The following is a 19,042-nucleotide window of genomic DNA, read 5'->3' as shown; positions in this document are numbered from 1 at the left end:
TCTATCACTCCTTATCCCTGAGAGCTTTGCCGGTTATTTCAAGGAAAACGTCATTGAGGGTAGCTGCTCAGAATAAACGCTGCCGAAGCCCACCTGATTTTCCTGCAATATTTTCAGTATCTCAATAAGATTGTGCCGTCCGCCAGTACAGCGTGCAACGAGCTTGTTGTCGGCATAGGAAACATTATAAACGTGTTCCAAAGCTTCTATTTGTTCACGGACGTTTTCAGGAAGCTGGAGTATCTCGGCGGTGATAGTTTCGGTGTTCTTTATCATGCGTTTGAGTTCCTCTGTAGTACCCTCGGCTATTTTACTGCCCTTATCCATTATGGCGATACGGGTGCATATCTGCTCGACTTCCTCCATGTAGTGGGAGGTGTAAATTATAGTCGCACCCTCACGGTTGAGCTGTAAAATGCCCTCCAGTATCTTGTTTCTTGATTGTGGGTCAACAGCAACTGTCGGCTCGTCGAGTATGATAAGCTCAGGCTTGTGTGCGATACCACAGGCAATGTTAAGTCGTCTGAGCAGACCGCCTGAAAGCTTTTTAGGGTGGAACTTCACGAAGTCCTCAAGCCCCACAAAAGCTATGGCATCGTCAACATATTTCTTTCGTGTGGCTTTGTCGGTGATGTAAAGCCCACAAAAATAGTCAATGTTCTCATACACAGTCAGCTCGTCAAAAACCGCAACATTCTGCATTATAACGCCAATACGCTTTTTTACCCCATAGTTCACAGGGGACATTTTTTCACCGAATATCTCGATGTCGCCCTTATCGTATGCCAACAGTGAGAGCAGGCAGTTTATCGTGGTGGTCTTACCCGAACCGTTAGGACCGAGAAGTCCGAAGACCTCGCCTTTTTTTATTTCAAGATCAAAGTGGTCAAGAGCAATAAGCTCCTTGTATCTTTTTACCAAATTGTCTATTTTTACTACAGTTTCAGCCATAAGAAAAACCTCCCTTAGTTTGTATTATCATTATACAATACTATCCGCCAAAAAGCTAGTGAGCAAAGTCACATCTTCATGTGACAAATGTCATATTATAAAAAAGCAGAGCGGCTGGTGACCAACTCTGCTTTGCAGTTATTTAAGCTGTGCTGTAAATATCATCATGCCGTTTTCGGCTTTGCATGATATCTTGCTTTTGTGCGACCTGACTATTGCCTGTGCAATAGAAAGCCCAATGCCGTAGCCACCCTTTTTCTCGCCTTTTGACCGAGAACGTGAGCTGTCGTCACGATAAAATCTGTCAAAAAGTTTTGTTAGGTCGCCTTGCGGTGGTTCTTTGCAGGTGTTTGAAACTTCTAGGTCTGTTTCCTTGCCATTATGAGAAGTGAAAAGCTTTACTATTATCTCGCCATCCTCGTCAGCATATTTTACTGCATTTTCCGTGAGGATAGAAACAAGCTGTCTTATCGCACCCTCGTCGCCGTGATAGGAAAGTCCGTTGGCAACATCAATGGTGAGCTTTTTGCCCTTTGTTTCCGCAAGGGTAGTAAAAGGCGAAGCGGCGTCATAAACAGCGTCAGAGATATTGAAATCAGCCATGGTAAGAGCAGGCTTTTCCTCCTCCATTTTTGCAAGGCTTAAAAGCTCTTTTAGCAGACCGTTTAGCCTTGTTATCTGATTTTTTATGCTCACCGTCCACTGGTTTGGCTCTGACACCATTTCAAGAACTTCCGTGTTTGCGGAGATTATGGCCAGCGGCGTTTTTATCTCGTGCCCTGCGTCGGTGATGAACTGCTTTTGCTTTTCAAAGCTTTCCACAACAGGTCTTATGGCACGCTTTGAGAAGATTATGATAAGCAGACATACAAGTATATATCCTGCCGCACCTATAGCGCACGACACCAGCAAAAAGCGATTTTTGGTGGCACTGTCACTGCGGCAGTCCATGAAAACTATTATCTTGCCTTTGTCGGTGTCGCCTGTTTTGTAGCGGTAGTTTCCTGACGTGCCTGAAGTCTTGCCGCTGTCAAGAACGCTTTTGCCGTATTCTATAGCCTGCGAACTTGACACCGCCGCAACGTGTCCTGTATCTACCTTGGTTATTTCGCCATTGCTGTCGGCATATACAACAAAATACCTTGTCTGATACTTAGTTTCCTCGTTAAAGCCTCTGTGCTTATCAGGCTTTTTGCTCTCAGGGGGAGAGGCGCTGTCTGAATTATCCTGCGGCTTGTCATGTTTCATGCCCTTGGGGTCGAACTCAGGAAATCTGCCGTCATTTTCGATTATTATGTTCAGCAGATCGTCTGCATTCTTGTTGGTCTGATAGATGTTCACTCCATTTATGCCGCCTATTATGGTAAACTCTACGATAAGAAGGCACACAGCGGCGATAACAACGAATTTCCGCTGTAAACGCTTAATCATTATGCTTTTCCTCTAGTGTGTAGCCCACGCCCCTTGTGGCTTTTATCTCGACATCTGCACCGATAAGACCAAGCTTTTTACGCAGATATGAAATATATACCCACACCACGTTTATCTCAGCATCAGAGTCATAGCCCCATATCTTTTCCATGAAACGCTCTGTGGAAATAAGCGTACCGTGATTTAGCATAAGGCTTCTATCATTGAAACTCTTTGTTGCCAAGCTTCTGAGAGCCGTTAGGACCTGAAAGCTCAAAGCTCTGTCTGTTGAGAGAAACGTTTCCGAAAGTAAGGGTAGAGGGTGCAAACTCAGTGCGGCGGCGTGTCATTGCCTTATTCTCGCAAGAAGCTCGCCCATTGCAAAGGGCTTTGTAAGATAATCGTCAGCACCCGAATCAAGTCCGGTTATTCTATCGTCAATATCAGATTTTGCAGTGAGCAGCAGAACAGGGGAGTCGATACCCTTTTCACGGAGTTTTGTAAGCACCTGTATGCCGTCCATACCGGGCATCATAATGTCAAGTATTATGCCGTCATAATCCTGTGCAATTGCATAGTTGTATGCGTCGATGCCGTTGTAAACAGCGTCAACAGAATAGTTTTTGTGTTTAAGCACTGCCGAAAGCGCATTTGCAAGCTCCACTTCGTCCTCGGCAAGAAGTAATCTCATTAAAATTCCTCCCTATAAGTCAGTATAATATCTTACGATATATGATAACCTATGAACTTTAAACTCACTTTAAATGTATTATACCATAAATATTCTTTTCGGGCAATAAAAATCTGCCCCCGAAAACCGAGGGCAGATAAAAGATTTTTGATTTAGAATGCTGTCTTATAAATGCCGAGGATAGACTCAACTGTGCAAGGTCTTGGATTTCCTCCTGTGCATACGTCTGCAAATGCAGATTCGCTCAAAGCCTGAAGATCCTCTTCCTTAACGCCTATCTCGTGGAGTTTCTCAGGGATTCCAACGTCCTTTGAAAGCTGCTTAACTGCGTTTACTGCGGCTGCTCTGTATTCAGCCTGGCTCATGTTTGTTGTGTCAACGCCCATTGCTTCTGCGATGTATTTGAACTTTTCGCCTGTGTATTCAGCGTTGTACTCCATTACATATGGAAGAAGTACAGCGTTTGCAATTCCGTGAGGTGTGTCATAGAATGCACCGAGCGGGTGAGCCATGCCGTGAACAACGCCAAGACCAACGTTTGAGAAGCCCATGCCTGCGATATACTGACCGAGAGCCATATCTTCTCTGCCCTGTGGGTCATTCTCAACAGCCTTTCTCAGTGAACGTGAGATTATCTCTATTGCTTTAAGGTGCATCATGTCTGTAAGCTCCCATGCGCCAAGTGTTGTGTAGCCCTCGATAGCGTGTGTAAGAGCGTCCATACCTGTTGAAGCTGTAAGTCCCTTTGGCATTGATGACATCATCTTAGCGTCGATTATAGCAACAACCGGGATATCGTGTGGATCAACGCAAACGAACTTTCTCTTCTTCTCCTCGTCTGTGATAACATAGTTGATAGTTACCTCTGCGGCTGTGCCTGCTGTTGTAGGAACAGCGATTATAGGAACGCAAGGATTCTTTGTGTCGATAGCTCCCTCAAGAGAAGTAACGTCAGCATACTCAGGGTTGTTTATGATGATACCGATAGCCTTTGCAGTGTCCATTGATGAGCCACCGCCGATAGCGATAAGATAGTCAGCGCCTGCTGCCTTGAAAGCTTCGATACCAGCCTTTACTACCTTTACAGTAGGGTTAGCCTTTACCTGAGAGAATATATCATAAGCAAGTCCTGCTTTCTCCAAAAGATCTGTAACGTTCTTTGCAACGTTAAATTTGATAAGGTCAGGGTCTGTTACAACAAGAGCCTTTTTAAAAGCTCTCTTCTTTGCCTCTGTAACTATCTCGCTGATCGAGCCTGCACCGAAATATGAAGTTTCATTAAGTATCATTCTGTTAGCCATTTGATTATTCCGCCTTTCAAATATATGATCTCTGTTATCAAAGTTATATCTTTGATTATTGATATTATACAACTTTAATACCATAATTTCAATTATTTTTATGCAAAATATTAGTGGCGCATTATTGTGTAAAACAGCCAAAAACATAAATCATTTAATCTAAGGCACACTGTACAAGGCGTAACCTGTGAATGATACTTTTTTCTTGACAAATCGGCAAAAATGTGCTATAATTCTCAATTAGGAAAGTTACCTTGCGGAAAATTTCGCAAGGTGCTTTTGTGTTTTATAGGCTTTTTGTGAAAAATTACGATTTTCTTTCCTTTGATGGGAGAAAATATATTTATAATTTTTATTGTTTATAATTTTTGCGAAATATATTAAGCAAATCGTTACAGAAAGCATTCGCTTTGCTGTGTCTTGATAAATCGGAGGAGTATGTATGATTAGAGAAGATTTAAGAAATGTTGCTATTATTGCCCACGTTGACCACGGTAAGACTACCCTTGTAGACCAGATGCTCAAGCAGAGCGGTACTTTCAGAGAAAATCAGGCTGTAGAAGAAAGAGTCATGGACTCAAACGATATCGAGCGTGAGAGAGGAATCACTATCCTTGCAAAGAATACTTCTATCAAGTATAAGGACGTTAAGATAAACGTTATCGACACCCCAGGCCATGCTGATTTCGGTGGTGAGGTAGAGCGTGTTCTTAAAATGGTAAACGGTGTTATACTGCTTGTGGACGCAGCCGAGGGTCCAATGCCTCAGACAAGATTCGTTCTTCAGAAAGCACTTGAGCTTGGTCATAAAATAATCATCGTTATCAATAAGATAGACAGACCTGACGCTCGTCTTAACGAGGTAGGCGACGAAGTTCTCGAGCTTCTCATGGATCTTGATGCTACTGACGAGCAGCTTGACAGCCCTATCCTTTATTGCTCAGGCAGAGCAGGTACAGCTACTCATTCGCCAGATGAAGAGGGCAAGGATATGATTCCTCTCTTTGACGAGATACTCAGCTATATCCCTGCGCCTGAGGTAGATATTGAGGGTCCAATGCAGTATCTTGTTTCCGCTATCGACTACAACGAGTATGTAGGAAGAATAGCTATCGGCCGTATCGAGCGTGGCGAAATGAAAGTTAATCAGGACGTTACGATCGGCGATTATCATCAGACTAAGAAGGAATATCGTGGCAAGATAGTTACAATGTATCAGATAGAGGGACTTAACAGAGTCCCATGCCAGAGTGCAAAGGCAGGCGATATCGTTTGTATAAGCGGTATCGAGAACATCACTATCGGTGACACTATCTGCGACTTCGGCAACTTTGAGGCTGTTCCTTTTGTAAAGATATCCGAGCCTACAGTTGAAATGACATTCTCTGTAAATAATTCGCCATTCGCAGGCAGAGAGGGCAAGTTCGTAACGAGCCGTCACCTGAGAGACAGACTTTTCAAGGAGCTTCTTAAGGACGTTTCACTGAGAGTTTCTGAAACAGACAGCACAGACGCTTTCAAGGTCGCAGGACGTGGCGAAATGCACCTTTCTATCCTTATCGAGAATATGCGTCGTGAGGGCTATGAGCTTAGCGTTTCAACACCGCACGTTCTGTTTAAGGAGATAGAGGGCAAGCTTTGCGAACCTATCGAAAGACTTGTTATTGACGTTCCTGAGAACTGCGTAGGTTCTGTTATGGAGAAGATAGGTGCAAGAAAGGGCGAGCTTCAGGAAATGGCACCTGTTGGAAGCAGAATGAGACTTGAATTCCTTATCCCTGCAAGAGGACTTTTCGGATACAAGAGCGAGTTCCTTACAGACACAAAGGGCGAGGGTATCATGAGTTCTGTATTCCATGACTACGAGCCATACAAGGGCGAGATACCAAAGAGAGCAACAGGCTCACTTGTTGCGTTTGAAACAGGTGAGGCTGTAACATACGGTCTTTACAACGCACAGGAGAGAGGCGAACTGTTCATCACAGCAGGCACACCTGTATATGAGGGAATGATAGTTGGCGCTTCACCAAAGCAGGAAGACCTTGTTGTAAATGTCTGCAAGAAGAAGCACCTTACAAATACTCGTGCAAGCGGTTCTGATGACGCGCTCAGACTTGTTCCGCCAAGAAATCTCAGCCTTGAGGATTCACTTGAGTTTCTCGCTGATGATGAGCTTCTTGAAGTAACACCAAAGAGCATAAGAATAAGAAAGCGTATTCTGAGCAACTCACAGAGAGCTAAGGAAAGAGCTAAAATGTAATAATAACAAAAAGAGGAGCGGTCATGCCGTCTCCTCTTTACTTTTTATGAAATTGTAGTGCTATTGTATGTTGGTGTAGTAGAAAATAGCAAGCTGTGTGCGGTCACGGAGGGAGAGCTTTTCCAGGATAGTGCTGATGTAATTTCGCACTGTGCCCTCACTGAGATAAAGCAGTGAGGCTATTTCCTTGTTGCTAAGCCCTTTTGCCACCTGTTCGATTATTTCCTGCTCTTTTTCGACTATGCCGTAGTGGTCAAAATCAAAACTGCTGTGATTGGTAAGAAGCTCAGGAAGTTTGCTTGCAACATCTGAGCCGAAAACTGTCTGCCCATTCATGACGGTTTCAAGGGCAGGGCATATGCTTTCAAAATCCTGCTTTAAAATATATCCCTTTGCTCCCATAAGCACAGCCTTTATAATGTATTCATCATCAGAAAATGTGGTAAGATAAAGTATCCTTGCGTCAGGGTACCCAGCAAGGATCTTTTCGCCGGCTTCAATGCCGCTCATGCCGTTCATGCGGATATCCATAAGCAGAACATCAGGCTTGAGAAGAGAATAAAGCTCTATGGCTTCCTCGCCACAGCTTCCCATGGCAAGAACGTTCACACTGCCTGTGCTTTCAAGAATGGTTTTCAGCGACACCGCCACAAGCTTGTCATCATCTATTATAACAATGTTCATGTCAAGACCTCCGTTCAGTCAGGTTTTGTTTCGGCACAGACAGAAAAATGCGGAATCCCTTGCTGCCCGATGTGATGTTTATGTTTCCATTTAAAGAAGCCGCACGCTCACGCATATTGGCAAGCCCCATTCCGCTTTCGTCTATCTTTTCGGAACAGCTTCCGTTGTCTGCGATACTAAGCTGATAAAGAGCAGGGTGTTCACGAATGATTATTTTTATGCTGTCACCGTCGCTGTGCTTTGCAGTATTGGAAAGTGCTTCTTTTATAACGCCAATAAAGCAAAGCTTCACATCTCGCGACATTCTTTCGGAAAAGTCATAATCACAGCTTACTGCAAATCTGTCTTTCAGAGGTCTTATGCAGTCTTCAACAGCAGGCTTTAGTGCGATAGAATCGTCATGAAGATCATGAACACTGCTTCGTATGCTCGTCATGGCGGTGTTCAGCGTGCCGCTCAGGTCGTTGATGGCTTCACCGACAGTTTCATCTTTGTTTATGACCGAAAGCGCACCAAGCTGTAAAATAGACCTTGTGAGCATATGTCCCACGTTATCGTGTATCTCCCTTGCAATGCGGTTACGCTCTTTCAGCGTGGCAAGATATATCTCGTAGTCTTGATTTCTCTGCATGGCTTTGTTTTTTTCTACAAGCTGGGTGGTAAGTTCTTTTGAATTGTCACGGGTATTTATGAGCAGCTTTGTCAGCTTTTCGTTCAGAACGCTGCGGCTTGAAATTGTGAAGCTTACCAAAAAAAGAGCGACAAGTGGGAAGAGGTCTTTTCCCAGAGTGAATATATTTGCAAGTACGCCTATGAATGTTAAGACCATAGCAGGGTAAAATTTTGTACAGAAAGCATCATAAAGCACCAAAGGGGCGAGTATCAAGCTTCTTTACTGAAAATGCAAAGTGAGCTGTACGCAATAACTGAAAGGTATGCAACGGCAGAGCTTGGTTTTATTTGAAAGATAGCGGAGCATATGACAGCCAATAGCAATGTGGTGATGTTTGACGGATCTGTTCCCTCTGCGAGCATGAATGCACAGCAGCTAAGGCCTAAAATAAACTTATCCCACAGCTTGTTCATATGGCGTTCCCCCCTTGATGTGATATCTCAATTTTAACACATTAGTGGCCGATTGTCTAGTATCGTTCTAAAATAGTTTTGCTATACTGTAAAAATCATTGACTTATACCTATAAAAAATGGTATAATGATAACAATGATAATTTCTTGTAAGGAGCTTATTTTTTATGAAAGACGGTTTTATAAAGGTCGCCGCCTGCACCCCTGAGATACAGGTGGCAGACGTTGACTTCAATGTGGATAAAATAATCAGTCAGCTTGAAAAGTGCAGGGAAGAGGGCGTAAAAGTCGCTGTGTTCCCTGAACTTTGTGTAACAGGCTATACCTGTCAGGACTTGTTCTTTCAGAACGCTTTGCTTGACAAGGCAATGGAGGGTGTTGTAAAGATAGCAAAGACTACCGCTGACAGCGATATGCTTGTGGCTGTGGGCGTGCCTGTGAGAGCAAACGGCAAGCTTTATAACTGTGCGGCTGTGATGCAAGACGGAGAGGTGCGTGCCTTTGTACCTAAAACGCATCTGCCGAACTATAACGAATTTTATGAGGCAAGACATTTTGCACCATACAGAGGCGAATGTGCTGCCATTGATCTGAGAGAGTACGGACAGCTTGAATTTATACCGCCTATGGAACAGACCGTTTTCGTATGTGAAGAGATACCTGAGCTTGTGGTGGGCTTTGAACTTTGCGAGGACTTGTGGGTGGCTGACCCTGTTTCAAATTATCTTGCTAAGGCTGGGGCTACCCTTATATGCAATCTGTCTGCAAGCGATGAAGTTATCGGCAAGGACTTCTACCGCAGACAGCTTGTTTCAAACCAATCTGCAAGGCTTGTGGCAGGATATATATACTGCTCCGCTGGTGACGGCGAGTCAACGCAGGATATGGTCTTTTCAGGTCACAATATCATTGCGGAAAACGGCTCTATACTTGCAGAGAGCAAGCTTTTTGAAAACGGCATTACCATATCGGAAATAGATTTTAAAAAGCTTGCGTTTGAGCGAAGAAAAATTTCCACCTATCCTGCAAGTGCTGAGTGGGACTATTCTTCCAAAGACAGCGGTTTCTTGGATATGGAAAACATCTCCCGTGAAAGATTCAGCCTTGAAATGGGCGAAACAGCTTTGACAAGAAAGTTTGCCAAAACGCCTTTTATCCCGTCAAATCAGGCGGAGAGAAACGAGCGCTGTCACCTTATTTTGCAAATGCAATCCCATGGACTTATGAAGCGTATCGCACACACACATTCCAAGACTGTGGTCATTGGCATTTCAGGGGGACTTGATTCTACGCTTGCACTGCTTGTGTGTGTAATGGCAATGGACTTGCTGAAACGTCCTCATACTGATATCGTTGCGGTGACGATGCCATGCTTTGGCACAACAAAGCGCACACGCTCCAATGCGGAGATACTTTGCGAGGCTCTTGGTGTGACGTTCAGAGAGGTTGATATCTCAAAAGCAGTTTTACAGCACTTTGAAGATATCGGTCACGATTATAACGATCACAGCGTTGTGTTCGAGAATGGTCAGGCGAGAGAGCGCACAAAGGTGCTTATGAATATCGCAAATCAGGTGAGCGGAATGGTGGTCGGCACAGGCGACCTGAGCGAGCTTGCTCTCGGCTGGGCGACCTACAACGGCGACCATATGTCCATGTACGGTGTGAACGCTTCTATCCCTAAGACCTTGGTAAGGCATATCGTTCAGTATTACGGCGACACCTGCACATCTGATACTCTGAGAGATGTGCTGTACGATATTTTGGACACTCCTGTTTCTCCTGAGCTTCTTCCTACCGACGAGAGTGGCACTGAGATGACACAGAAAACAGAAGACCTTGTCGGTCCATATGAGCTTCATGACTTCTTCCTTTACTATGGCATACGCTGGGGCTTTGAGCCGTCAAAGGTGAAAAGGCTTGCGAAATATGCCTTTGAGGGGGATTATCCTGACGAGGTCATAGACAAGTGGCTCAAAACATTCTATCGCAGATTTTTCTCACAGCAGTTCAAGCGCTCCTGCCTGCCTGACGGAGCAAAGATCGGTTCTGTTACACTGTCACCGAGAGGAGATTGGAGAATGCCGTCTGACGCTGTGGCTAAGCTTTGGCTGGAGGATATCGACAAATAACGCAAGGTAAAAATAAAGTAACAAAATCTTTATAACTGCTCGGTTTTACAGAATTGGCTGTTCAGATATAATTATAAGTAAGGAACGGAAAACTTTTCTGAACAGTATCATTACGGAGGATTTATTATGAAATACACAGAGAAAGAGGTTTTGCAGTTCGTTGAAGAAAACGACGTAAAGTTCGTAAAGCTCATGTTCTGCGATATATTCGGTTCGCTAAAGACTATCTCTGTTATAGCAGGCGAGCTGCCGAAAATATTCAGAGAGGGACTTATCTTTGACGCTTCAAAGCTCGGTGGCTTTTTGAATGTGACTGCTTCAGACCTTAGACTTTTCCCTGACCCTGATACGCTGGCGCTTCTTCCATGGCGACCGCAGCACGGCAGGGTAGTAAGATTTTTCTGCCACCTGAAATATCCTGACGGAACGGCTTTTGAGGGCGACGGCAGGTTTTTTCTCAAAACTGCTATCGCATATGCGAAGGGTAAGGGATATAACTTCCAGATAGGTACTTCATGCGAGTTTTACTGCTTTGAAAAGGACGATACTGATATGCCTACAAAGCGTCCTCACGATTATGCAGGTTATTGTGACGCTGCGCCTGTTGACAGGGGAGAAAACCTCAGACGTGACATATGCCTGACACTTGAGCAAATGGATATTTTCCCAGAAAGCTCAAGACATGAAACTGGTCCGGGTCAGAACGAGATAGATTTTCAGTATTCAAATGCACTGAAAGCCGCCGATAATCTTGTGACGTTCAAGAACGTTGTAAAATCTGTGGCTGACAGAAATGGGCTTTACGCAACGTTCATGCCAAAGCCTATCGTTGACAACTGCGGATCTGGTCTGCATATAATGCTCATGTGCATGAAAGGCACGGAAAATGTTTTCAAACCTCAGCTTGGAGGACTTTCCAAAGAGGCTGAGCGCATGATAGCAGGAATACTGAAAAACGTTGGCGATATGACGCTGTTTCTAAACACCACTACAAATTCATACAAACGTTTTGGCAGTCTGCTTGCACCTAAGTACATTTCATGGTCACATGAAAATTATGCACAGCTTCTTCGTGCACCGCTTGCTGATACAGATGAGAATGGTATAATACTCCGTTCAGCAGACAACACCTGTAATCCTTACTTTGCTATGGGTCTGCTTATTTATGCCTGCATAGACGGTGTTATAAATAAGGAAGAACTTCCAAAACCTTTTAATTTCAATATAGGCTCGGCAGATGAAAGCGAGCTTGCAAAGCTTGAAACACTTCCGCAGTCTTTGAAAGAGGCAGTGGAACGTGCTGAAAAGAGCGAGTTTCTTGCGGATAGGCTTCCTGAGCATATGTTGGAGCGTTTTATCGCAATAGAAAAGGAGCTTATCATAGAATATGAGAGAGCTGCCGATAAGGAGCAGTTTGAAACAGCCAGATATTTTTATCATCTGTAATGTCAGAGAAAGCTAAAAAAGGAGGTGGGGAAATGGACAGGATACTTGTGGCTTCAAGCAATGACAAGGCAACAGCTATGCTTGTGAGTCTGTTAAAAGAAACCTTTCCCACCTGCAAGACTTCTATAGCCGCAACGGGTCTTGAAACAAGGCGTGCGGTAGGGTCAGGCAGTTATGACTGTGTCGTGATAAACTGTCCATTGTCAGACGAATATGGCAACGAGCTTGCGGAGATAGTCTGCACCTCAACTGACGCAAGCTGTGTGGCTATCGCAAAGTCGGAAAATGCGGATATTCTTGCTGATAAACTGGAAGATTTCGGCGTAATGGTGATACCAAAGCCATTAGGCAGACAGTATTTTTACCGTTCAATGAAATTTGTCAGTGCCGCAAGAAAAAGAATGCTGGGAATAAGGTCTGAGAACCTGAAACTGCACAAAAAGCTTGAAGAGATAAGAACGATAAACAGAGCAAAGTGCTCACTTATGCAGTATCTTGGCTTCACAGAACAGCAGGCTCATAAATATCTTGAAAAGCAGGCTATGGATAAGAGATGCACAAAGATCGAGGTGGCTCAGAAGGTCATCGAGATGTACGAGGTTTAAATGTTACATAATTGTTAAATTAATGTCACACTATTGCAATTGTCGGAGTAATGTTGTATAATAATAAAGGAAAATTTAAAATAACGGAGGTCGTTAAAAAATGTTAGTTTCAGCTAAGGAAATGATGACAAAGGCACTTGCAGGCAAGTATGCTGTAGGTCAGTTCAATATTAACAACCTTGAGTGGACAAAGGCTATCCTTCTCACTGCTCAGGAACTGCAGTCACCTGTAATTCTTGGTGTGTCTGAGGGCGCAGGCAAGTACATGACAGGCTTTAAGACAGTTGCTGCTATGGTTAAGGCAATGGACGAAGAGCTCGGTATCACAGTACCAGTAGCACTTCACCTTGACCACGGAACATATGAGGGCTGCTACAAGTGCGTAAAGGCTGGCTTCTCATCTATCATGTTCGACGGTTCACATTATCCATTTGATGAGAACCTTGCTAAGTCAACTGAACTCGTTCACGTTGCAGATCAGCTTGGTCTTTCAATTGAGTGTGAAGTTGGTTCTATCGGCGGCGAAGAGGACGGCGTTGTAGGTATGGGTGAGTGTGCAGATCCAGACGAGTGCAAGACAATCGCTGATCTCGGCGTTACAATGCTCGCAGCTGGTATCGGTAACATTCACGGTAAGTATCCAGCAAACTGGCCAGGTCTTTCATTCGAGACACTTGCTGCTATCAAGGAAAAGGTTGGCGATATGCCACTGGTACTTCACGGCGGTACAGGTATTCCTGACGATATGATCAAGAAGGCAATCTCACTTGGCGTTGCAAAGATCAACGTAAACACAGAGTGCCAGCTTTCATTCCAGGAAGCTACAAGAAAGTACATTGAAGAGGGCAAGGATCTTCAGGGCAAGGGCTTTGACCCAAGAAAGCTTCTCAATCCTGGCTTCGAGGCTATCAAGGCTAAGGTCAAGGAGAAGATGGAACTCTTCGGTTCTGTTGGCAAGGCTTAATCAATAGCTAAATTAACGTAAATAAACGGGCTGTCGTTTCGGCGGCAGCCTTTTTATGTTATTTTATTTTCCAATTAAATAGAGTGTAACCTAGATCAACCACTCACAAATAAAAACAAGGAGATTTTTTTATGGAAATTTTCAGTGCACGTCGTTTAACAAACATGGGACTTATTGCAGCGATATATGTTGTGGCTACGATGCTTTGCAGCTCGCTTGCATACGGACAGGTACAGTTCCGCATATCTGAGGTTTTGATGCTACTTTGTTATTTCAACAAGGATTACATCATTTCGCTTTCTATAGGTTGTTTGATAGTCAATCTATTCAGTACGCTCGGAATGGTGGACGTAGTATTTGGAACGCTTGCTACAGTTGTGGCAGCGGTTCTTATCTATCTGCTGAGAAACAAGGTAAATCTTGTAGTTGCATCGCTTTTCCCGGTGATATCAAATGCAGTGATAGTTGGCTTTGAGCTGACGTATGTCTTCAAGACGCCGCTTCTTGTGAACATGGGCTGGGTAGCTTTAGGCGAATTTGTATGCGTAACGATAGTTGGTGTTATACTTGTCAAGGCGCTTATGAAGAACAAGTATTTCAGCAAGCTTGTGACTTTCGGCATGAGTGATCAGGCTCTTAGTGAGCAGTTTAAAAACGGGTGATGATTCCGATATAAAAATCAGCCTGACTTTTTAGTCAGGCTTTATTTTTTGGCGTTTTTATCGAAAAAGCTGCAAAAAAGTATTGACAAAGTACGTGTAATATGATATAATAAATACGTTGCATTGAGCAACGTTAAATATGCGGATGTGGCGGAATTGGCAGACGCGCTAGCTTCAGGCAGCGTAACGACAGTGGATTTATCTGCTTGCCGATTTCCTGTTCATATATCATGTGGAGCTGTTTGTGAAAAGCCCACCTCGGTTTTAGATTTGAGCCGAGTAAGAAGTTTCAAATTTTTATATGCGGATGTGGCGGAATTGGCAGACGCGCTAGCTTCAGGTGCTAGTGATCGCAAGGTCATGTGGGTTCAAGTCCCGTCATCCGCACCACGAAAAGCTCGATTTTATCGGGCTTTTTTCTTTTGCTCCAGTAAAAATAAATGGGCAGACACGCTGGCTCTAAGAACAATTTTTAATTGATATTATGCTAAAATGCACTACCATAGCTAATGCGTCTGTCGGTTAATATATTCATATATGTAACGAACAAATCCGCAGGCGATACTGCGGATTTCGTTTTAATTTCTATGCACTTTCTAATTCTTCTGTTGGCTCAATAAACACGCTGACAGTTCCATTAAACTCTCCGTTCATCTCGAATCTGATATCAAGACTTTTATCTTCATTTTGATGAATGAAAATTCGCTTGACTAACATTCTTAGATTGATATCCGAAATCGTACCCTCGGACAGGATTTCATCAAGTATCTGTGTTGTGTTTTTAAGCTGTTCTTTTCTCTGTTTGCAGATTTTGTCATATTCCCTCAAGTCGGTTATCCGTTTTTCAATAGCGGATATTTCTTCTTCACGCTTAGTAATCATATTGTTGTAAACTTGTGCGTGTTCTCTGTCGCCGATTCGCTCTATAATCAAATCTTCGATCTGCTGTCGGAGTGATAATATCTTATCGTTGAGCTGCTGTATCTGACGTTCATACAGCGGCTTTTTCTTTACCCAATCCTTGACAATCTTGTTGTAGCGTTCGCTTTCGGCAAGTATCGTTTCACGAAGTCCTCGGACTTCATCTTCGATCAAAGCGTCAAGCTGATTTTCACGGACTGTGTGCGGAGTACAGTATTGCTTGCCGTAGCGGTGTGCGCTGTTGCAAGTGTATTCAACGTACTCTTTGCCTTTCCATTTTCTTGTGCGAGCTACAAAGCAAGCCCCGCAGTCGGAGCATTTTATTAATCCGGAATAGCGATGAAGATTCCTGCCATTTTGCGAACGTGGATTAATCTGTGAACGCTGTTCCAGTAAAAACTGTGCCTGTTTCCAAGTTGTTTCATCAATTATTGGTTCGCAGAAATTCTCATGGCGATACTGTTCTTCGGGCGGAATGAAAGTTTTGGTTTTGTATATTTTTGAAGTTACTGTCTTATGATTAACCATTGTGCCAATGTATAATTCATTTGTGAGAATGCGTTTGACTGCTGTTTGTACCCACAAGTATTTTTTAGAGATGTCGGGTTTCCAATCTGCTAGCTTTCTGCGCTGATAGTATTCTGGTGATTTTATTCCACGTTCGTTCATCTTCTTTGCGATTGTGGTCAAGCCGTAGCCGTCAACGTATAGCTTGAATACTTCCTGCACTATCCAAGCTGTTTCATCGTCTACCAAAACAGTATTTGTGTTTCGGTCACGCTTGTAACCGAGGGGTAAGGACTCTATCAGACCTTTTCCTTTCTGCTTTTGACGTACACCTGCTTTTACTTTTTTGCTGATGTCCTTAGCATAAAAATCGTTGAAGATCTGCTTGAATCCAATCATCAAATCGTCATTCTCGTTACTGGAATCAATGCCCTCAGTCACAGAATAGACCTTGACATTGTTCTGTCGCAAGTGATCTATGAACAGTTCCGTTTGAGTACGGTGTCTGCCAAGTCTTGATAGATCCTTGACCAGAACTACATCAATTTTACCTTCGTCAACAGCAATTTCAAGTTCTCCTAAGCCTTTTCTGTTAAACGTCATTCCTGAAACATTGTCATCAAAGCTCTCTCCGACGATTTCGTAACCATTCTGCTCAGCGTAATCAACTAAAATCTGTCGTTGATTTTGCAGACTGTTCATTTCCTCATCTTCGTCACGAGATAATCTGTAGTATAGCCACGCTCTCATTTTATCGACCTCCTTTAAATTCGGCAGGCACGCTGTGGTGTGTCCGCGTTACCTATCTGAACTTCGTTCAGATTGACACTACCACAAGCCACCCTTAAAGTCCAGCGATCACGCTGTTTTATCAATAATTTCTACCTTATCAATAAAATCGGAGTCGGAGCATTTGGACATACTATCTGAATTCAAATAGTCGTTAATCATGGACTCCATGAAGGTATCAAATGTCTTTCCGTCGCCATTATAGATAACAGTGACTGAATTGATTTTCGGGATTTCTCTTTGTCTTGGCATATTTTTATCGCCCTCCTTACTGTCTTTTCAGTTTCTTTTTCTCTGATTTTTAAACTGATCATTTTTAATCATTCCTTTCTTAAAATTTCGTTTGACATCATCAACAACGCCCGCAATTATGCCGATTTCACGCAGTTTTTTGCACTTACGACCCCTCAATCATTCAAAGCTCAAATTTATGACCCCATAAAAATTATGCACAATCATTTTGCTGAAACTGCGTATTTTCGGCACTTTTGCGGCGAGCTTTGCTCGTCCGCTGTGACTGTTTCGGGGGCTATGACCCCGAAACTTTAACTTGCAATGAAATATTTAACTTTGCTTTAACTGCTGCATATCCGGTATTTGTGCAGATTGACAACTGCCTTTTTATTATCAGAATTAAAACCTCTCACACATATCGCCCACAGCGGCTAACAAATTGCTTGTGTTGGCTTTTGAAATGCTTTTGCTAAACTTACCCGACAGAAAAATCAAGCCCTCAAATTGGCTTACGTTGCGTTGACAGTAACCTTGAAATGTTGACAGTAAAACTTTGATTTATTTTTTACTGTCACACCTCGCAAAGCAAGGAATTTCAAGGCTTTTCACTATTTTGAAGTCAGCCTGTTGACAGTAACTCCGCTACCATTTTTACTGTCACTACTGTCACGGTCATTATTTTATCTGTCTTTCCACTTTGTTGGTAATATACATTTTTTCTTTTGCTATATTAATATTACTTAGTATGTTATATTAAAGGTATGTCTGTGTGACACGGAGACTATCGCAAATCACTTCAATTGATCTCTTATTATTACTGGCAACAAATTTGAAAAAGTACAGGATTTTTTTATTTGGGTTTTATAAATTTCATATGTTTGCACAAAATTGAAATTGATAATTTGTCGAGTTTCCCTATACTTGTATAGGGGAAGTAACTGACGACTTAACAACCTTATTTGAAAAATTTTTTTCAAGTTTGTATGATTACACAATAGTCAGAACTTTTATGACTTTTAGCTTTAGCATTTACACAAAGTTATGAGGTGGTAAAACGCCACCTCATGATTTTTATTTATGCGATAAGAATATATTTCCTTGTCTAAAATCTATTTGTTTGAGTTCTTGTACTGGCAAAAAAAGCATAATCATAAAAATGACGATAAGAATGTTGCAAATTGGTCTTAGATGTGATATACTCAATTTTGGAAAAATAAATGTTTTGACTTATTGATAGGAAGTGACAAAATGTTACCGATTTATATGGTATTAGTTGATGATGACGATGTATCAGATTTTGAGGTACTGTATAGAGAGTGTAGAAATAAAGCGTACATAATTGCTTATAAGATATTAAAAAACGAAAGTCTTGCGGAAGAATGTGTTTCAGAAGTCTTTCTTTCTGTTGCAAAGAATTTCAAAAAAGTTAACAATTTAACTTCTTACGAAAAGCAGAAATATGTTGTTATTAGTGTTAGGAACAGAGCTTTTAACATTCTTGCAAAAGAAGAAAAAAATACATTGAATTTGCCATACGAAGATGATATTTATTTTAACGACGATAAATATTCGGAATTTGATAAGGATAAATGGTCTGATTTCATAAGGAAATTAAATAAAACTGATAGAGATATACTCTATCTTGTATGCGTCCAGGGAATGGACTATAAAGAAATTGCAGATTCGTTTGGTATCAGTTATGCAGCAGCCAAGCAGCGATATTGGACGGCAAAGAATAATCTGAAAAAGATAATTTTAAAGGAGGGAGAAATATGAACGAAAACACATCGTTTATACTAGCTTTAAAAGATGTAATTGATGAAGATTATAACGCCGATATGGAAGCGATCTCATTAAATGATGAACACGAATTTAGTGATAAGCATAATAAGAAAATGAAGAAGCTTATTAAACGGCAAAGCAGACCATATTTTAAGCTTATAAGTACGGCAACTCGCAGAGCTGCGTGTATTATTGTTGCAATGATCGTACTTTCTGCCTCTGCGTTAAGTGTCGAAGCGGTTCGTAATGCAGTATATGATTTTATAATAAAAATCTTTTCGAATCACAGTGTTGTAACAATCGAAAGTGGAACGGACGATGGTTATCCGACTTCTATTGAAGAAAAATATTATATTTCACAGTTGCCTGCCGGTTTTAAACAGACTCAATATGGTGAAACAGATAATAGTATTTCAGTTTTTTATTCAAATGGCAAAAAAGGAATTTTATTTGACCAGAATGTCAAAGGTAATCATAATATATATGGTTTTGTCAATATCACTTGACACATTTTATTCGAACAAGAATTATGCAGCGAGAAAGATATGATCATAGTAGAGCTTTCTTCGAACTGCCGGAGGCAGCCCACCGTTGGCGGTGCAGATTCTTCTGTTAGCC

General features: G+C 42.3%; 15 protein-coding genes, 1 tRNA gene and 2 pseudogenes. 9 read left to right on the top strand and 9 right to left on the bottom strand.

Features of this window, described 5'->3' with window-relative positions:
• Positions 1-4 precede the first annotated feature (4 nt).
• The 4 genes and pseudogenes from DW793_RS09310 to fucO all read right to left on the bottom strand — a co-directional run bounded on the left by DW793_RS09310 (position 5) and on the right by fucO (position 4,353).
• Positions 5-951, bottom strand: a pseudogene (locus DW793_RS09310) (ABC transporter ATP-binding protein).
• A gap of 138 nt (positions 952-1,089) precedes the next feature.
• Positions 1,090-2,382: a sensor histidine kinase gene (locus DW793_RS09305; protein ID WP_046441237.1), complete on the bottom strand. Its 1,293-nt coding sequence runs from the start codon at positions 2,380-2,382 to the stop codon at positions 1,090-1,092.
• Positions 2,375-3,052, bottom strand: a pseudogene (locus DW793_RS09300) (response regulator transcription factor). Before DW793_RS09300 ends, DW793_RS09305 begins: the two are co-directional and overlap by 8 nt.
• A gap of 152 nt (positions 3,053-3,204) precedes the next feature.
• Positions 3,205-4,353: a lactaldehyde reductase gene (gene fucO / locus DW793_RS09295; RefSeq protein WP_118157762.1), complete on the bottom strand. Its 1,149-nt coding sequence runs from the start codon at positions 4,351-4,353 to the stop codon at positions 3,205-3,207.
• 442 nt (positions 4,354-4,795) lie between these two features.
• Here fucO and typA point away from each other — a divergent pair, with 442 nt between their 5' ends.
• On the top strand, positions 4,796-6,613 hold the full coding sequence (gene typA, locus DW793_RS09290) for a translational GTPase TypA (RefSeq protein WP_118157760.1): 1,818 nt from the start codon (positions 4,796-4,798) through the stop codon (positions 6,611-6,613).
• 60 nt (positions 6,614-6,673) lie between these two features.
• Here typA and DW793_RS09285 read toward each other — a convergent pair whose 3' ends face one another.
• From DW793_RS09285 to DW793_RS09275, 3 genes are all read right to left on the bottom strand, one after another.
• Positions 6,674-7,297 carry a response regulator gene (locus DW793_RS09285; RefSeq protein ID WP_118157758.1) on the bottom strand — a complete coding sequence of 208 codons (624 nt, stop codon included), beginning with the start codon at positions 7,295-7,297 and terminating at the stop codon, positions 6,674-6,676.
• A 1-nt stretch (position 7,298) separates the two neighbouring features.
• Complete coding sequence (locus DW793_RS09280; protein ID WP_252969810.1) at positions 7,299-8,048, bottom strand: sensor histidine kinase; 750 nt, start codon at positions 8,046-8,048, stop codon at positions 7,299-7,301.
• A 131-nt stretch (positions 8,049-8,179) separates the two neighbouring features.
• Positions 8,180-8,383 (bottom strand): hypothetical protein, encoded by a 204-nt coding sequence (locus DW793_RS09275; RefSeq protein ID WP_118157756.1) that lies wholly within the window; start codon positions 8,381-8,383, stop codon positions 8,180-8,182.
• A gap of 166 nt (positions 8,384-8,549) precedes the next feature.
• Here DW793_RS09275 and DW793_RS09270 point away from each other — a divergent pair, with 166 nt between their 5' ends.
• The 6 genes from DW793_RS09270 to DW793_RS09245 all read left to right on the top strand — a co-directional run bounded on the left by DW793_RS09270 (position 8,550) and on the right by DW793_RS09245 (position 14,581).
• Positions 8,550-10,514, top strand: coding sequence for an NAD(+) synthase (locus tag DW793_RS09270; protein WP_118157754.1), 1,965 nt, complete (start codon positions 8,550-8,552; stop codon positions 10,512-10,514).
• 126 nt (positions 10,515-10,640) lie between these two features.
• A complete protein-coding gene (locus tag DW793_RS09265) occupies positions 10,641-11,960 on the top strand; it encodes a glutamine synthetase family protein (RefSeq protein ID WP_117856709.1) in 1,320 nt (439 codons plus the stop codon).
• Positions 11,961-11,992: 32 nt separating this feature from the next.
• Positions 11,993-12,565 carry an ANTAR domain-containing response regulator gene (locus tag DW793_RS09260; RefSeq protein WP_022288387.1) on the top strand — a complete coding sequence of 191 codons (573 nt, stop codon included), beginning with the start codon at positions 11,993-11,995 and terminating at the stop codon, positions 12,563-12,565.
• Positions 12,566-12,665: 100 nt separating this feature from the next.
• The gene (gene fba, locus DW793_RS09255; RefSeq protein WP_038671333.1) at positions 12,666-13,529 is read left to right on the top strand and encodes a class II fructose-1,6-bisphosphate aldolase; all 864 of its coding nucleotides are present in this window, start codon (positions 12,666-12,668) and stop codon (positions 13,527-13,529) included.
• Positions 13,530-13,660: 131 nt separating this feature from the next.
• A complete protein-coding gene (locus DW793_RS09250) occupies positions 13,661-14,191 on the top strand; it encodes a QueT transporter family protein (protein WP_117897865.1) in 531 nt (176 codons plus the stop codon).
• 303 nt (positions 14,192-14,494) lie between these two features.
• A tRNA-Leu gene (locus DW793_RS09245) sits at positions 14,495-14,581 on the top strand.
• 195 nt (positions 14,582-14,776) lie between these two features.
• On the opposite strand, the gene DW793_RS09240 is transcribed toward DW793_RS09245, so the two are convergent.
• Positions 14,777-16,369, bottom strand: a complete 1,593-nt coding sequence (locus DW793_RS09240) for a recombinase family protein (protein ID WP_117928158.1) — start codon at positions 16,367-16,369, stop codon at positions 14,777-14,779.
• 108 nt (positions 16,370-16,477) lie between these two features.
• Positions 16,478-16,660, bottom strand: coding sequence for a hypothetical protein (locus DW793_RS09235; protein WP_117898185.1), 183 nt, complete (start codon positions 16,658-16,660; stop codon positions 16,478-16,480).
• A 1,230-nt stretch (positions 16,661-17,890) separates the two neighbouring features.
• Between DW793_RS09235 and DW793_RS09230 the strand changes: the two genes are divergently transcribed.
• Both DW793_RS09230 and DW793_RS09225 read left to right on the top strand, forming a co-directional pair.
• On the top strand, positions 17,891-18,418 hold the full coding sequence (locus tag DW793_RS09230) for an RNA polymerase sigma factor (RefSeq protein ID WP_118157752.1): 528 nt from the start codon (positions 17,891-17,893) through the stop codon (positions 18,416-18,418).
• Positions 18,415-18,930: a hypothetical protein gene (locus DW793_RS09225; RefSeq protein ID WP_118157750.1), complete on the top strand. Its 516-nt coding sequence runs from the start codon at positions 18,415-18,417 to the stop codon at positions 18,928-18,930. Before DW793_RS09230 ends, DW793_RS09225 begins: the two co-directional genes overlap by 4 nt.
• Positions 18,931-19,042: the final 112 nt, after the last annotated feature.

Source organism: Ruminococcus sp. AM31-15AC (assembly GCF_003462045.1).
In the GTDB taxonomy this organism is placed as follows: Bacteria; Bacillota; Clostridia; order Oscillospirales; family Ruminococcaceae; genus Hominimerdicola; species Hominimerdicola aceti.
The sequence above is the reverse complement of the archived record's forward strand: the minus strand, read 5'-3'. Positions and strand labels throughout refer to the sequence as shown.

What these genes read in the sequence shown, in the direction of transcription:
- DW793_RS09225 (WP_118157750.1), top strand. Translation starts at nt 18,415, where the DNA reads ATGAACGAAAACACATCGTTTATACTAGCTTTAAAAGATGTAATTGAT.
- DW793_RS09250 (WP_117897865.1), top strand. Translation starts at nt 13,661, where the DNA reads ATGGAAATTTTCAGTGCACGTCGTTTAACAAACATGGGACTTATTGCA.
- DW793_RS09305 (WP_046441237.1), bottom strand. Translation starts at nt 2,382, where the DNA reads ATGATTAAGCGTTTACAGCGGAAATTCGTTGTTATCGCCGCTGTGTGC.
- DW793_RS09275 (WP_118157756.1), bottom strand. Translation starts at nt 8,383, where the DNA reads ATGAACAAGCTGTGGGATAAGTTTATTTTAGGCCTTAGCTGCTGTGCA.
- fba (WP_038671333.1), top strand. Translation starts at nt 12,666, where the DNA reads ATGTTAGTTTCAGCTAAGGAAATGATGACAAAGGCACTTGCAGGCAAG.
- DW793_RS09230 (WP_118157752.1), top strand. Translation starts at nt 17,891, where the DNA reads ATGTTACCGATTTATATGGTATTAGTTGATGATGACGATGTATCAGAT.
- DW793_RS09240 (WP_117928158.1), bottom strand. Translation starts at nt 16,369, where the DNA reads ATGAGAGCGTGGCTATACTACAGATTATCTCGTGACGAAGATGAGGAA.
- DW793_RS09270 (WP_118157754.1), top strand. Translation starts at nt 8,550, where the DNA reads ATGAAAGACGGTTTTATAAAGGTCGCCGCCTGCACCCCTGAGATACAG.
- DW793_RS09285 (WP_118157758.1), bottom strand. Translation starts at nt 7,297, where the DNA reads ATGAACATTGTTATAATAGATGATGACAAGCTTGTGGCGGTGTCGCTG.
- DW793_RS09265 (WP_117856709.1), top strand. Translation starts at nt 10,641, where the DNA reads ATGAAATACACAGAGAAAGAGGTTTTGCAGTTCGTTGAAGAAAACGAC.
- DW793_RS09260 (WP_022288387.1), top strand. Translation starts at nt 11,993, where the DNA reads ATGGACAGGATACTTGTGGCTTCAAGCAATGACAAGGCAACAGCTATG.
- DW793_RS09235 (WP_117898185.1), bottom strand. Translation starts at nt 16,660, where the DNA reads ATGCCAAGACAAAGAGAAATCCCGAAAATCAATTCAGTCACTGTTATC.
- typA (WP_118157760.1), top strand. Translation starts at nt 4,796, where the DNA reads ATGATTAGAGAAGATTTAAGAAATGTTGCTATTATTGCCCACGTTGAC.
- fucO (WP_118157762.1), bottom strand. Translation starts at nt 4,353, where the DNA reads ATGGCTAACAGAATGATACTTAATGAAACTTCATATTTCGGTGCAGGC.